This window comes from Rothia sp. HMSC069C04 (genome assembly GCF_001812895.1).
GTDB lineage: Bacteria > Actinomycetota > Actinomycetes > Actinomycetales > Micrococcaceae > Rothia.
Genome location: NZ_KV810736.1, coordinates 104,684 through 118,405, shown reverse-complemented (window position 1 = coordinate 118,405; position 13,722 = coordinate 104,684). Strand labels below are relative to the sequence as shown.

Annotated in this window: 11 protein-coding genes; 5 read left to right on the top strand and 6 right to left on the bottom strand. The window is 60.4% G+C overall.

Going from position 1 to position 13,722, the window contains the following annotated elements:
• Positions 1–903 (top strand): S-layer homology domain-containing protein (locus HMPREF2879_RS09510; RefSeq protein WP_246822896.1); only part of this gene is annotated, 903 nt, incomplete at its 5' end.
• 121 nt (positions 904–1,024) lie between these two features.
• Here HMPREF2879_RS09510 and HMPREF2879_RS03155 read toward each other — a convergent pair.
• From HMPREF2879_RS03155 to HMPREF2879_RS09415, 4 genes are all read right to left on the bottom strand, one after another.
• On the bottom strand, positions 1,025–1,789 hold the full coding sequence (locus HMPREF2879_RS03155; protein WP_070634800.1) for a PspA/IM30 family protein: 765 nt from the start codon (positions 1,787–1,789) through the stop codon (positions 1,025–1,027).
• A gap of 265 nt (positions 1,790–2,054) precedes the next feature.
• On the bottom strand, positions 2,055–4,124 hold the full coding sequence (locus HMPREF2879_RS03150; RefSeq protein ID WP_070634799.1) for a TPM domain-containing protein: 2,070 nt from the start codon (positions 4,122–4,124) through the stop codon (positions 2,055–2,057).
• Positions 4,125–4,392: 268 nt separating this feature from the next.
• The gene (locus HMPREF2879_RS03145) at positions 4,393–6,864 is read right to left on the bottom strand and encodes an atrophin-1 family protein (protein WP_070634798.1); all 2,472 of its coding nucleotides are present in this window, start codon (positions 6,862–6,864) and stop codon (positions 4,393–4,395) included.
• 310 nt (positions 6,865–7,174) lie between these two features.
• Positions 7,175–7,342 carry a hypothetical protein gene (locus HMPREF2879_RS09415; RefSeq protein ID WP_168165097.1) on the bottom strand — a complete coding sequence of 56 codons (168 nt, stop codon included), beginning with the start codon at positions 7,340–7,342 and terminating at the stop codon, positions 7,175–7,177.
• A gap of 381 nt (positions 7,343–7,723) precedes the next feature.
• Between HMPREF2879_RS09415 and HMPREF2879_RS03140 the strand changes: the two genes are divergently transcribed.
• Complete coding sequence (locus tag HMPREF2879_RS03140) at positions 7,724–9,037, top strand: S1C family serine protease (protein WP_070634797.1); 1,314 nt, start codon at positions 7,724–7,726, stop codon at positions 9,035–9,037.
• A gap of 209 nt (positions 9,038–9,246) precedes the next feature.
• Here the strand turns inward: HMPREF2879_RS03140 and HMPREF2879_RS03135 are convergent, their stop codons facing one another.
• Both HMPREF2879_RS03135 and HMPREF2879_RS03130 read right to left on the bottom strand, forming a co-directional pair.
• Complete coding sequence (locus HMPREF2879_RS03135) at positions 9,247–9,894, bottom strand: uracil-DNA glycosylase family protein (protein WP_070634796.1); 648 nt, start codon at positions 9,892–9,894, stop codon at positions 9,247–9,249.
• Position 9,895: 1 nt separating this feature from the next.
• Positions 9,896–10,363: a tRNA (cytidine(34)-2'-O)-methyltransferase gene (locus HMPREF2879_RS03130; protein ID WP_005508556.1), complete on the bottom strand. Its 468-nt coding sequence runs from the start codon at positions 10,361–10,363 to the stop codon at positions 9,896–9,898.
• 179 nt (positions 10,364–10,542) lie between these two features.
• Between HMPREF2879_RS03130 and HMPREF2879_RS03125 the strand changes: the two genes are divergently transcribed.
• The 3 genes from HMPREF2879_RS03125 (at position 10,543) to HMPREF2879_RS03115 (ending at position 13,693) form a co-directional block, all read left to right on the top strand.
• The gene (locus tag HMPREF2879_RS03125) at positions 10,543–11,790 is read left to right on the top strand and encodes a cysteine desulfurase family protein (protein WP_070634795.1); all 1,248 of its coding nucleotides are present in this window, start codon (positions 10,543–10,545) and stop codon (positions 11,788–11,790) included.
• 188 nt (positions 11,791–11,978) lie between these two features.
• Positions 11,979–13,202, top strand: coding sequence for a tRNA 2-thiouridine(34) synthase MnmA (gene mnmA / locus HMPREF2879_RS03120; RefSeq protein WP_049358409.1), 1,224 nt, complete (start codon positions 11,979–11,981; stop codon positions 13,200–13,202).
• A 101-nt stretch (positions 13,203–13,303) separates the two neighbouring features.
• A complete protein-coding gene (locus HMPREF2879_RS03115; RefSeq protein WP_049342203.1) occupies positions 13,304–13,693 on the top strand; it encodes a chorismate mutase in 390 nt (129 codons plus the stop codon).
• Positions 13,694–13,722 lie beyond the last annotated feature (29 nt).

Below are 13,722 nucleotides of genomic sequence, written 5' to 3'. Positions count from 1 at the left end.
GAGTTCTTCCGCTCCTTCGCTTCCTCCTTCATCGGCCAGAACAACCTGGACGCTTCCCAGGTGTGGACCATGGGCTACTCCGGTGGCGCTGAGTTCATCACCTACGAGCTGACCGACCACAACACCGCATGGCGTAACGGTGGCGGCTCCATCATGGTCGCTGGCGGCGACTCGGACGGCTCCGTGGACGCTGATGCAACCACCAAGGCATCCCCGATGTACTGGTGGGTTGGCGCGAAGGACACCTCCGGTAACACCTACCCCGTCACCTGGAGCGCACGTGGCGCAGTCGAGTCTGGCTACAACGCATACCTGGGCGCAGGTTTCTCTGACGCCCGCGTGAAGCTGATTGACGGCTTCAGCCACCACGACTACGACCTGCCGCACATCCTGGCGTCCTCCCTGGACTTCGCGGGTAAGACTCCGGCGCTGGGCTACAGCGACCTGTCCGACTCGAACCCGAACTACAACGAGATCAGCTGGAACTCTGATCACCGCATCATGCTCGGCTTCGCGGACGGTACCTTCCGCCCGAACGCATCGGTCAACCGTGCACAGCTGGCAACTTACCTGTACCGCGTGGCTGGTCGCCCCGCAGTGAACGCACCGGCTGTTTCGCCGTTCAGCGATGTTCCGGTCAACCACCCCGCGTACAAGGAGATTTTCTGGCTGAGCCAGCAGGGCATCAGCGGTAGCGACTTCCGCCCCCTGGAGGCCGTCACCGAGTCCACCATGGCTGAGTTCATGTACCGTGCGGCTGGCTCCCCGGCACAGGCTCAGGGCGGCTACGCGTCCCAGGCTCTGGCGTGGGCCGCCTCCAACGGTATTGGTACCGGCTCCACCTCTTCGGATGCGATCACCCGCGCCGCTATGGCAGGCTACCTGTACATCTACGCGAACTAAAGCTCGCACCCCATAACGCATAAAGATCCGCCCCGTTCCTGAACTCATCAGGAACGGGGCGGATCTTTATAGGTTTAGCTCAAGAAGCTATGCGCTAGACCGGGCTTAGAGAGTCCCAGGCTTAGAGAGTCTGGGTGGGAGCTTCCACAGCCAGGGGAGCCGGAGCTGCCGGAGCGTTCTTTGCCTTCAGAGCGGCCAGGCGAGCGTCCAGCTCGGTGTCGCGCTCCATCTGGTCCAGGGTGTTGAACTGTGCGTCCAGGGAGGAAGCTGCCAGCTCCTGCTGACCGATGACGCGTGCCTCTTCGCGGCGAACCTTCTCTTCGAAGCGGCTCATCTCGCTGGTCGGGTCCAGAACGTCGAACGCCTTCAGAGCGTCGTTCACCTGGGTCTGAGCTGCTGCAGTCTTCTGACGTGCGGTCAGCTCATCGCGCTTGTACTTGACCTCTTCAAGCTTGGAGCGCATCTTCTCCAGACCGTCCTTGAGCTGGTTGACAACCTGAGTCTGAGAAGCCAGCTGAGGCTCAACAGCCTGTGCAGCCTTCTCAGCCAGCAGCTGCTTGTTCAGAGCGATCTTCGCGAGGTTATCGAACTTGTCAGCGTTGGCAACGTCGCCAGCTGCGCGGAACTCATCAGCCTTGTTAGAAGCTGCCAGAGCCTTGGTGCCCCACTCCTGAGCGGCCTTGACGTCCTCAGCGTGGTCCTTTTCGAGCAGTCGCAGGTTGCCGATGGTCTGTGCTACTGCAGCCTCCGCCTCGCGGATGTTGTTGGTGTAGTCACGAACCATCTGGTCCAGCATCTTCTCCGGGTCCTCAGCTGCATCAATCAGAGCGTTGATGTTTGCCTTAGTGAGCTGTGCAATACGGCCGAAGATGGTCTGCTTAGCCATAATCTCCTACTTTCTGTTCACGGGCTGCGGGGGAGCACTACGCTCCTCGTGAGCCGTGCCCGTATAACTAATTATGTGGCAGATTTCTGGGTGCATGCTGTGAAAATGATGCACGCCTGATTTCTGCAACCTAAACTTTTGGTAAATTACCTCAGGTGTTTTCCGACTGGGGAAGAAAGCGGTGAGGTAAGCTATGCACCCCGCCGGTCAGACTGTAGAAAAACCTACAGAAACCGACCGACAGAATCGGTAGCATCGGAGGCGGTTAGAAGCTACCGCCGTCACCGCCGCCGCTACCCCAATCGCCGCCACCGCCGCTGAAGCCGCCGCCCCAGCTGCCGCCGCTACTACCGCCACTGCTGTGGCCGCCGCTGCTACCCCAGCTACTGGTGCCAGAGTTCATCGCGGTCATCAGAGCGCCCAGCAGCAGGCCCTTCGCCAGGTCACCGCCGAAGCTGCCGCCGCCGCGGTTGTTCTGGTTGTTGTAGTAGTTGCCGACCTCGCTCTGAGCTCGGTTCTGCGCATCGGTCGCCTTCTGAATCGCCATGTTGGCTTCCTTCATGGCGTTCAGCGGATCCGAAGGAGCCAGGCGCTGAGCCTGACCCAGGTGACGCTCCGCCTCAGAAACAGCGGTCAGGGTCATCGGACCCACCGCCGCACGGCGGTTATTGATGTAGCTACGCGCACCGTTCACCGCAGCGTAGGCAGAACGCATCGTACGATCCAGGTTCTGCGAAGCCGCACGAGAACGCTCGCGGGTAGCACGCATATTCGTCATTGCCTTATCCAGCTCAGCGGAGAGCTGATGTAGCTGGTTCGCCAGAGTCAGCGGGTCATTCGGGCGAGCCGAAGCACTCTGGTTGACCTGGTTGAGCACCGCCTCCATACCGGCGGCGACCGCACCCAAATCATCGCGACGCTGAGAAGCAGCGAGGCTCTTCGCCTCAGCCACGTCACGCTGAATGCTCAGCAGGTCGGTGCTCAGACCCAACTGAGCCTGCTCCAGCTCCTGTGAGCGGGTATTCACAGCCGCACCCAGCGCCTGAATTTGCGAGGCGGCTTCCTCCGCGGTGCGCAGGTGAGCAACCGCCTCCGAACGTGCCGTAGCAATGGTCGCCTGAGCCTTCTCAACCTCCGCAGCGCACAGCACCATGTTCGACTCCAACAGGGTAGGAGTCTTAGAAATGGGCTCCAGGGCGCTGGGCAGGTAACGTTCCCTCATCGCGTGGTACTGGGCGGTAATCTCTTCCACCGAAGCACGCAGCTGCGGCAGACGCTGAGCCAGAGCCTCAATAGCTTGGGGTGCCTCCTGCTCCAAGTTGCGCAACTGAGCCAGCTTAGCGTCCTGTTCCTGAGCGATACGGGTAACTTCCTGAGAGTTATCAATAATCTCAGTCAACCAGGCACGCTGCTCGGCCTCAGTGTCGGGAATGCTATCGGTCAGAAGCTGCTGACGCTGGAAGGACTTACGCATCAGATCCTCAGCGCGTGCAATCTCCTGAGCAAACTCGGCGACCTGCTGGTCGCTGTACTGTGCACGCGCAAAATCCAGTTCCTGCTTCGCATGGCTCATCGTCGTATCAGCCTGCAACAGGGCGCTACCGGCGCGAGTGCGCAGCTCCTCCAGCGGAACCTCCGGGATGGGGGAGTAGTTACGAGGCGCACCGTAGGAACGCTGAGGCTGCTGCTGAGCGTTCTTCTTCTTGCGGCGACGGTACATCGCGTAACCACCAGCACCAACAGCTGCCGCCGCACCCACACCGAGCACACCGGTCACCACACCAGAAGAGCTACCGCCCTTCTGGGCCTCAATACCCTCAACCGCAGCAAGAGCTGCACCCGCATAGTCGCTGTTCTGCAGCTTCGGCTTAATGTAGTTCTGGTACACCTTCGTCTGCTGATCGCTCGAAAGAGTCTTGGTGCTACCTGCCAAGAAATACGCCTGGCGGGACTCGGTCGCAATCACCAGCACCACATCGGCAGAACCCCAATTGTTCTTCGTGGCAAGCGCCTTCGTCCAGCTCGAAGAAGTAGACGGGTTCTCGAACTTATCAATGGTCACCACGTGCAAATCCACGTTGTACTTCTTCGACAGATTCGAAATCTTAGATTTCAGGGTAGCGGTATCACCCAAAGAGTTCGTGGAATCGTACACGGTGGTGCCCGTAATCTGCATCGGGTCAGCAGCCTGTGCCGACGTGCTCAAAAATGCAGAACCAGCCGGCAGAACCGCCGGGGCACAAGAAAGACCTGCCGCCAGCACTGTGGCACCCAGAATAGTGCGCAGGCGAGGGCGTGCGGGACGAATCTGACGCGCAAAGGCGTGCTCGGTCATGGTCTTTCCTCCGTTGTCGTGAAGTATGAACGGACCTGTACTTCACGGCGTGCTTGAACATCGCACGCCTTAGTGCTGGTCACATTATTAGTGTAGCGGTGGCTCAGCCACGCAAACACACAGATACGAGAATGTTGCGCCGCTGTTTGCCACCCGTTTACCGACTTCCCAGGCTTTATACAGGAAAGCCGGTATATAGGAAGCCGGTATACAGGAAAGCCGGGGTCTAGCCTCACGCCAGACCCCGGCCCACCGGCTATTCAGTTAGTTAGCGCCGACGCGCAATCTTTAGATTGCTCATCAGGTGCTCCACTACCTCCGCGGCATTAACATCGTGGATGCTCTGTGCCATGCCGTTCACTACCTTAACCCGCGAAGACGAAGCGAACATCCAGCCTAAGAACTGCACAGTATTCAGCAACCTAGAACTGCGATCTGCCTGCTTTCGCATCTGTGACCACAAAAAGGGCGTAGTCGGCACGCCACGGCCCTTATACACCTGGGAATTAGAATGGGCATCCAGAAGCTCAGCGAGCGCCTCAATATTTTCGGTCAGCTCCTTCAAATCCTCATCCCCGGCAGAGGAGCCGACGTAATACCGTTCAACCAGGCTCAAAGGCATGTAGCCGCTACAGCTACTCACCCACGCCAGCTTCAAACGCAGATTCTGCAGACGAAGCACCTGCTTCAGAAGTCTCGAATGGGTGCGCAACACCGACAGCGGCATGGAAGATAGCCTCTTCTCCTCCGAAAGCAGACCCTCGAAGGAACCTTCCCCGGAAAACGCCTTATACGGATCCGAGACGCCCATTAGAAGTACCGGTCCCTCGTAGTGAACGAACGCCAGAACCTCGGGAACACTCGAGAGGGAACGGATGCGCTCGCCAATGGTCGGAAGATCCTCCCCATCGGGGGCGTACTGTTCGCGGCTGAACATCAACGTCTGGATAGGCTGCTCGGCAAGGTCGGGCGAGTCATGAGCAAGCGCTCGCAAATCGGTCACAACCTCCGCCAGAACGCCGTCCTGCTCAACCTGCAGAAGCTCCTGGAGAAGCTCAATGACAGAGCGCGCCTGCAAGCTCAAGACCGCGGCGCAGAACTCCGCATCCTGAAGCTCAAGACGCACCTTCTCCAGGCGCTCTTCCAGCGTGGACTGCACGCCCTTGAGCTCAAACTCGCTCAGCTGTTCCGGGCGGAGCATACGGTGCGTACCGTCCTCGCCGGAACGGTAGAAAAGCTCGCTAAACTCCAACGTAGACTGAACGCCCTTCAACGCCCGCTCTCGCAACTCGGGCAGAACGTCAAAGGCAACTTCGGTCATCTCATTCCAGACCTTGACCTCATCGAGATTCGAGTCCTTACGAACAGTCTTCTTCCAGGTCTCGGCAAGCTGCATGGCGCGATCAAAATCGCTCAGCTCCACAAAAGCCGCCAGCTTCTGCGCGCTCTCACGTAGATAACGCACCGCGTAGAGGCGGTCGCTCAAAGAGTCCGGGAGAGTATCCTCCAGCAGGCGCCAACGGAAGGTACGCTCAAAGCACTCCTCGGTCAGGCTAATGACGGCGGCGCTCAGGGAGAGCGCGTGATCACGGGCAAAAGCGAAAGAGCCCGGGGTATCCGCCAGACGAGGCAGGGACGTATAAAACTCCAACGCCCCGCTCAGCTTCAGCCGAGATACCCGGATGGTTTCTTCCAGCTCGGCGGCAAGCACCGTGCGGTCAGCCTGGGCAGTCTCCTTGAAACTGTGCAACGGAGAAACCTGCGCACGTTCGAGCGTCTGCAGGTTCATGACCGCACGCATGAGGTAGTTCTCAAGAATATTGATCTGCTGTAGGCGCGGACGCTGATTCAGCGGAACATGATTCTCCTGCGTGCCCACCAGCAGATGCTGCGGCACACCGCTAATCGACGGTAGTGCAAAGACCTCATCCTCTGATGTACTGACAGAAAGCACCATGGGGTAGCGGCTGCGCTGTGCGTTCTCTAGAGGGGGAATGAGCTTGAAGTTGGTGCTCAGAGAGAAATGGTCGGAGGGCGCCGGGTTACTCTGCGCCGGGTTACTCTTGGGAGCCTGCTGGGCGGCCTCCTGCTGCGGGCGCTCTTCAGGCTGCGCCGGGGTGTTCTGGGGCATGCTCTGCTGCTCCTGGCTTTCTGCTGATTGGCTTTCTGCTGAATGGTTCTGCGCCGAAGAACCGGAGATACCACCGGCCTGCATCGGCTCCAACGGCGAAGGTGCAGCCACCGGCTGAGGAGGCTGAGGTGAGGCAGGGTGAGGCGAGGGCGCCTGAGCCTGCTGACTCTGCTGAGTCTGCTGAGCATTGACAGCCTGATCCGGCTCAGGGAGCGGGGACTGCGCCTGGTTCTGAGCAGAACCCTGCGCCGACTGCTGAGCACTATTACCCGGCTGTGCTGGCTTCGGCTGGTAGTGCATCGGGTAGCTCACCGCGCCCTGTATTGGTTGCGAAGGAACCTGCTGAGGGGGTACTTGCTGCGCCGCAGACTGTGAAGGTCTCTGCTGATTCATCGCCTGGTTCTGCTGCTGTTGTAATACCTGCCGCCTAATCTCACGCGCACGACGGCGCGAAGGGCTCAACGACGCGAAAAACGCTACCGCCGCGCAGATCAGAACAAATATAAGCAACGCATACAGGCGTGTTGCGCCATCCAAAGAAGACGCCACCGCCGCAGGCATGACCGACAGCGCGCCAACAAGAGCGAAAACAGCAGAAATAATCCTCATGACTTCACCATAACCCAGCTAAATCCCGGGTGCTCGCAACGCCGTTGCCTTACCGCATACTAAAAGGGAAGTAGCCGGGGTGCCGGGTACTCTCCGACAGTGCTTCCTGTGCCCCGCATCCGCCTCACAGTTAAAGGACGATGCGGCGTGCGCCCTCATGTAGGGGCTCACGCCGCATCAATCATCACTCAACTCATTATCACACCCGGGCCGGTCCTCACACCGACCCTTCGGGACATACTGGGGATTCTCGCCCCTCCCGGTGCAGGGCTCTCATCTCCCGCCCCGGAAAACTATCAAACTCTCTACGCTACCTACCGGCAGTCAGTGCGTGGGTAGCCATCTGCTGAGTCAGCTCGGAGGCCTTTTCCGCACGATGACGGCGGTACACCATTCCCGAGCAACACGCCACAATACCCGCACCAATACCGATGGAGCTTGCCAAGATCGCACAGAAAATCAGGGTTCCGATCATCATGGGTTTCTCCTTTGCTTTTGTCCTTTGCCTTTGTTCTCGGCTCTATGTGCCTTCAACATTACGGACTGACCCTGTGTTCAAGCTGTGTACCAAGAAGCGTCATGCTGTGTAAACCGTGGAGAAAAACCGAGTGCTTTAAAAGAGAAACCTGAGAGTAACGAAAAATAGCGAACAAAGCTCCAAAATAAACTAGCCGTCGGGTGAATCGCCGGGTGCCTCAAGACCGGCTAATCTACCCCAAATGAAAGGGCGAGAGAAAAATTCCCAGGGAACTCCCCGATAACCAACAGCAAAAAAATATCGAACGCCATAAAACACCCTCTACAGTAGAAAGATAGCGTGCGCCCAGGGTGACGCACACGCGCGACTCTAGGAGAACTTATGACTCAGAACAACGGATGGTCTTACGGCGGCAATGACGGCGTCACGGATGCAACCCGTCCCATGCAGAACGTGAGCGGACAGGCAAACTACCAGCAGGGTCAGAACGCATACCCGCAGGCATATGCCTCTCCCGGATACACCTACCCCCAGGCAGCGGTTGCTCAGGTCGCTTCGGCACAGTCTGCACCCCAGAACACTGAGAACAACAAGCGTTACGGCGCCGGTGTTGTGCTCACCGCAGCTCTGCTCGCAGCCCTCGTCGGTGGTGGCGTCGGCGCGGGCGTCGGAGGCGGCATCGCGGCATCGAACAACAGCTCCTCCAGCTCCTCCTCCCGCGGCTCCGTGAGCTCCAATATCAGCAACTCCTCCACCGTGGCAGGCGTAGCAGAAACCGCGAAGAAGGTCCTGCCCTCTACCGTGACCATCGTTGCTTCGAACGGCTCCTCCTCCGGTGGCGGTAGTGGCGTTATCCTCGACAAGGAAGGCCACATCCTCACCAACCACCACGTGGTTACCCTCGAATCTTCCAGAGAAGCATCCACCATTGAGGTGCGCCTGAGCGACGGCACCGTACGCACCGCAACCGTAGTGGGCCTGGACTCTGCCGCTGACCTGGCGGTCCTGAAGATTAACCCCTCCGGCCTGGACCTGCAGCCCATCACCTGGGGTGACTCCTCCAAGCTGGTCTCCGGCGAGGTAGTGGTTGCCCTCGGCGCGCCGTATCGTCGTAGCGAATCGGTAACCTCCGGCGTGGTCTCGAACGCAAACCGCGTGCAGCCTGCCGACACGAAGGGCCAGAACTACATCCCCATGGTTCAGGTTGACGCTCCCATCAACCACGGTAACTCCGGCGGCCCGCTGGTGAACCTCAAGGGTGAACTGGTCGGCATCAACGCGCAGGGCCAGGCAAGCCAGGACGGTGGCACCGCCGACGGTATGGCGTTCTCCATTACCTCCAACTACGCCAAGCGCATCTCCTCCGAGATCATCGCCAAGGGCAAGGCAACCCACGGCTACCTGGGTGCGAGCGTGAAGAACAGCCCTGCGGACACCGGTTCGGGCTCGTCCAAGCTCATCCCCGGTGGCGTTGAAATTGCCTCGGTAGAATCTAACAGCCCCGCCGCGAAGGCAGGCCTGCGATCCGGCGACGTCGTGATTGAAGCCGACGGTCACGCCGTGACCAAGAGCGAAGAGCTCAACGGTACCGTACGTGCCGCAGCGGCAGGTTCTGATCTGAAGCTGAAGGTTAAGCGCGGCTCCTCCACCCATGACATCACCGTGACCCTGGGCGACGCCGACAGCCAGAAGTAAACAGCCAGAAGTAAAACGCGCTCTGCTTTGAACGGGTAGAAACGCGGTTGGGAAACACCCGCTCAGCCGGCTCTAGTGTTCAGCAGGACTAACCGCTCAGCATGAGCGCACCACGGCGTACGCAAAGAAAGCTCCCACCCCATACGCGGGGTGGGAGCTTTCTTTCGTTAGTACAGCAAACTGTATTGGCGTTGTAGATTAGGGGAGAATTAGACGTCCTCGAGAACCTCACCCACGCGCTTCTGCAAAGCCGGGACAACCTCCTGCTCGAACCACGGGTTCTTCGCCTGCCACCTAAAATTCAGCGGCGAAGGATGCACCAGCGGCAGGAACTTCGGAAGGTAAGACTCCCACGCGCGAACCGTCTCCGTCAGGTTCTTCTGCGCCTTCGGGGCGTGCACACCATCCAGGTAATGCTTCTGAGAGTACGCGCCCACCAGCAGAATCAGCTGAACATCTGGCATGAGCTCCAGTAGCTGCGGATGCCACTTCGGCGCGAAATCCTTACGCGGCGGGTTATCGCCGTGCGCGCCCTTACCGGGGTAGTAGAAATCCATCGGCAGTAGCGAAATCAGCTCGGGGTCGTAGAACTGCTCGTCCGTTACGCCCATCCACTCGCGCAACTTCACACCGCTCGGGTCATTCCACGGGATACGGCTCTCCTGCGCGGCGCGCCCGGGCGCCTGACCAATTACCACGATGCGTGCCTTCGGGGACGCCGAATAGACCGGCTCCCAACCCTGCTCCGTGAACTCCCTATTCTGCGGGTCCAGGCGAATCTGCTCAGCCAGGGGAGGGGCGGTCTCCAGAATCTGCTGAACCAGAGACCCCGGCAGATTATGGTGTGCTGTAGCCATGCTAGATGGCGCCTCCCTCAAAACCGTTCTGACGCCACGCCTCAAAAATCGCAATGGACGCAGAATTAGCCAGGTTCAGCGAACGGCGACCCGGCTTCATCGGAATCTTCACACGCTCAGTCACGTGCGGATCCTGCTGAACCTCAGCGGGCAGACCCACCGACTCCGGACCAAACATGAACACGTCACCGGGACGGTACTCAATATCCGCATACGACGTCGAAGCAGTCGTCGTGAACGCAAAAACACGCTCCGGAGCCAGAGCCTCCCACGCATCCTCAAGGGTCTCATGCACCGTCACCACCGCCAGGTCGTGATAGTCCAGACCCGCGCGGCGCAGATGCGCATCATCAAAGTTAAAGCCCAGCGGTTTCACCAGGTGCAACTCAGCGCCAGTAATCGCCGCCAAACGGATAGCGTTGCCGGTATTGCCGGGAATCTCAGGGGTATAGAAAAGAATCTTGAACACGTTCCTAAGTGTACCGCGCAGCCCCCGACCAGCCCGGAACAGCCCCCGACCAGCATTGAGCATCCCGGGGCAGCAGCGCTCGCCGACCCAGCCGCAGATGAACACACCTAGAAGAGTGCGGATAGAGCGCGATAAAATAAGTGAGGCGAAAAACTGCCGACAACCCAGCAGGAGGAACCATGAGCGCAGAAACCAACCGTCAGAACGGCCGCGTCTACCTCGACCATGCCGCCACCACCGACGTACTGCCCGCCGCCATCGACGCTATGGTCGAACAGATGCGCAACGGTGGCAACCCCTCCTCCCTGCACGCCGTAGGCCGCGACGCCCGCGCCACCGTCGAATACGCCCGCGAACGCATCGCCCGCGCCGTCGGAGCCGACCCCGCCGAAGTTATTTTCACCTCCGGCGGCACCGAGGCGGACAACCTCGCGGTCAAGGGCATCTACTGGAAGCGCCGCGAAGAAGACCCGCAGCGCACCCGAATTCTCGTCTCCTCCATCGAGCACCACGCCGTGGAAGAAACCTGCGAATGGCTCGAAAAGGCAGAGGGCGCGCAGCTCGAATGGATCCCCGTAGACGAGCACGGTAGCGTCAACCCGCAGACCGTCCGCGAACTCATCGAAAAGAACCCCGAAGACGTAGCGCTCGTGACCGTCATGTGGGCGAATAATGAGGTCGGTACCGTACAACCCATCCCCGAGATTTCCGCCATCGCCGCCGAATACGGTATTCCCGTGCACTCGGATGCGGTGCAGGCATTCGGCGCAATCCCCATTGACTTCCACGCCAGCGGGGTAGCGACCCTCGCAATCTCCGGCCACAAAATCGGTGGTCCCATGGGCATCGGCGCGCTGGTTGCAACCCGTGCCGTGCAGATGACCCCCGTCCTCCACGGAGGCGGCCAGGAACGCTCCGTACGCTCCGGCACCATCGACGCACCCGCCATCGCAGGTTTCGCAGAGGCCGCCGTGCACTCGGTACAGCACCTCGACAAAGAATCCGCCCGCATCGCCGCGCTACGCAACGAACTCGTTGCGGCAATTAGCGCGCTCATCCCTCAGGCGCACCTGAGCGGCGAAAACCCGCTCACCGAAGAATACCCCGGCCAGAAGCGACTGCCCGGCAACGCCCACTTCACCTTCGAAAACGCAGAAGGTGACACCCTGCTCTTCCTGCTGGACATGCAGGGCATCAGCAGCTCCACCGGCTCCGCCTGCAACGCCGGGGTGACCCGCCCCTCCCACGTGCTCATGGCAATGGGAATGGACGAAGACACCGCCCGCAGCGCCCAGCGCTTCACCCTCGGTCACTCGACCACCGGAGCCGATATTGCGCGCCTCATCGCGGCACTACCCGCTGCCTACGAACAGGCAGCAAAGGCGGGGCTGTCCTCGCAGCTGCCGGACGCCTCCCGCTGGTACTAAAAGACAGAAAAAAGGTACCGAACCGCCCTCAGCTTGCAATATCAGCGTTCGCTGAGGGCGGGCTGAGGGTGCACTGCCCAATATCCCGCCGAGCCCCTGCGTACAATGGGTAGCTACAGTAACGAAAAGTCCGCCCACACAAATAAGGCGTACCTTTCTAAAGGCTCAACACAACAGAAGGATAGGCAGTGAAAATTCTTGCAGCTATGAGTGGCGGCGTTGACTCCGCAGTCGCCGCAGCCCGCGCCGTAGAAGCAGGACACGAAGTAGTCGGCGTTCACCTCGCACTATCCCGCATGCCCGGCACCCTGCGCACCGGCTCCCGCGGCTGCTGCACCCTCGAAGACTCCATGGACGCCCGCCGCGTCTGCTCCCAGCTGGGCATCCCCTTCTTCGTCTGGGACTTCTCCGAACGCTTCAAGGAAGACGTCGTCGACGACTTCATCTCCGAATACGAAGCCGGACGAACCCCCAACCCCTGCATGCGCTGCAACGAAAAGATCAAGTTCGCCGCGCTCCTCGAACGCGCCCTCGCACTCGGCTTCGACGCCGTGGTGACCGGCCACTACGCCCGCGTCATCACCACCGAAGACGGCAACCGCGAACTGCACCGCGCCGCCGACTGGGCCAAGGACCAGTCCTACGTGCTCGGTGTGCTCACCCACGAACAGCTCAAGCACGCCTGGTTCCCCCTGGCGGACACCCCCTCCAAGGCGCAGGTACGTGCGGAGGCGGCAGAGCGCGGCTTCTCCGTGGCGAAGAAGCCCGACTCCTACGACATCTGCTTCATTCCCGAAGGCGATACCCGCGCCTGGCTGGGCGACCACATCACAATGCGCCCCGGCCTCATCAAAGACACCCACGGCGAGGTGCTCGGCGAGCACCCCGGCGCGCAGGCATACACCGTAGGCCAGCGCAAGGGCCTGGCACTGGGCCGCCCCGCCGCCGACGGCAAGCCCCGCTTCGTGCTGGAGGTGCGCCCCAAGGAAAACGAAGTTATCGTCGGCTCCCGCGAGCTGCTTGCCGTGCACGAAATCCGCGGTATCCGCGCCACCTGGGCGGGCGTACCCGTAGAACAGGCGGCACGCTTCCTGGAACAGCCCGCACAGCTGGGCGCCCGCAGCGAAGAGTTCGAGGTGACCGCACAGGTGCGCGCGCACGCCGACCCGGTCCGCGCCAAGGCGTACATGACCTGGGCACCCGACCCCGAAGCTGAAGAAGAAGGCGCACTGCGTCTGGAAACCGTAGTGCGCCTCCTGGATCCGCTCTCCGGCGTGGCACCGGGACAGACCATGGTGCTCTACCAGGGCACCCGCGTACTGGGTCAGTCCACGATCGCCCGCGCCTACTCGCTGGACCGCGAAGACATTCAGGAAACCCTGTCTGCTGGCGCCTCCACCAGCGCCGACTAGCCGCACAGAATAGCCGCGTACCCCGCTATTCGCAGCTGTTGCCGCAACAGCCTGCTCGAGCGCAACGCACAGAAGACCACAACCGGACTGAGGAGAGACCGATGACTGCCGAACACACTTCCTGCGAATTTGACCCCCACGCCACCTCCATGGGCGATGAAGTCGCGCCGGAGGTTTACGAGGAGCTCTTCGCCATGCGCCGCTCCATCGACAACTTCGATGCAGCGTTGGTGCACATCCTCGCGGAGCGTTTTCAGGCAACCAAGCGCGTGGGCGTCCTGAAGGCTAAGCACAACCTGCCCGCTGGCGACCCCGGTCGTGAAGAGGCGCAGATTGCTCGCCTGCGTGCCATGGCGAAGGAATCCAGCCTGGACCCGGAATTCGCGGAGAAGTTCCTGAACTTCATCATCTCTGAGGTGATTCGCCACCACGTGCGCATCGCGAACGAGCACGCTGACCAGGACGAAGAGACTGAAAAGTCTGAAAGCTAAGACTTTCTAAGATTTCACCCTCTTCGAGA

Bases quoted from the DNA above. Each gene is read 5' to 3' on its own strand.
- HMPREF2879_RS03155 (WP_070634800.1), bottom strand. From the start codon at position 1,789: ATGGCTAAGCAGACCATCTTCGGCCGTATTGCACAGCTCACTAAGGCA.
- HMPREF2879_RS03150 (WP_070634799.1), bottom strand. From the start codon at position 4,124: ATGACCGAGCACGCCTTTGCGCGTCAGATTCGTCCCGCACGCCCTCGC.
- HMPREF2879_RS03145 (WP_070634798.1), bottom strand. From the start codon at position 6,864: ATGAGGATTATTTCTGCTGTTTTCGCTCTTGTTGGCGCGCTGTCGGTC.
- HMPREF2879_RS09415 (WP_168165097.1), bottom strand. From the start codon at position 7,342: ATGATGATCGGAACCCTGATTTTCTGTGCGATCTTGGCAAGCTCCATC.
- HMPREF2879_RS03140 (WP_070634797.1), top strand. From the start codon at position 7,724: ATGACTCAGAACAACGGATGGTCTTACGGCGGCAATGACGGCGTCACG.
- HMPREF2879_RS03135 (WP_070634796.1), bottom strand. From the start codon at position 9,894: ATGGCTACAGCACACCATAATCTGCCGGGGTCTCTGGTTCAGCAGATT.
- HMPREF2879_RS03125 (WP_070634795.1), top strand. From the start codon at position 10,543: ATGAGCGCAGAAACCAACCGTCAGAACGGCCGCGTCTACCTCGACCAT.
- HMPREF2879_RS03115 (WP_049342203.1), top strand. From the start codon at position 13,304: ATGACTGCCGAACACACTTCCTGCGAATTTGACCCCCACGCCACCTCC.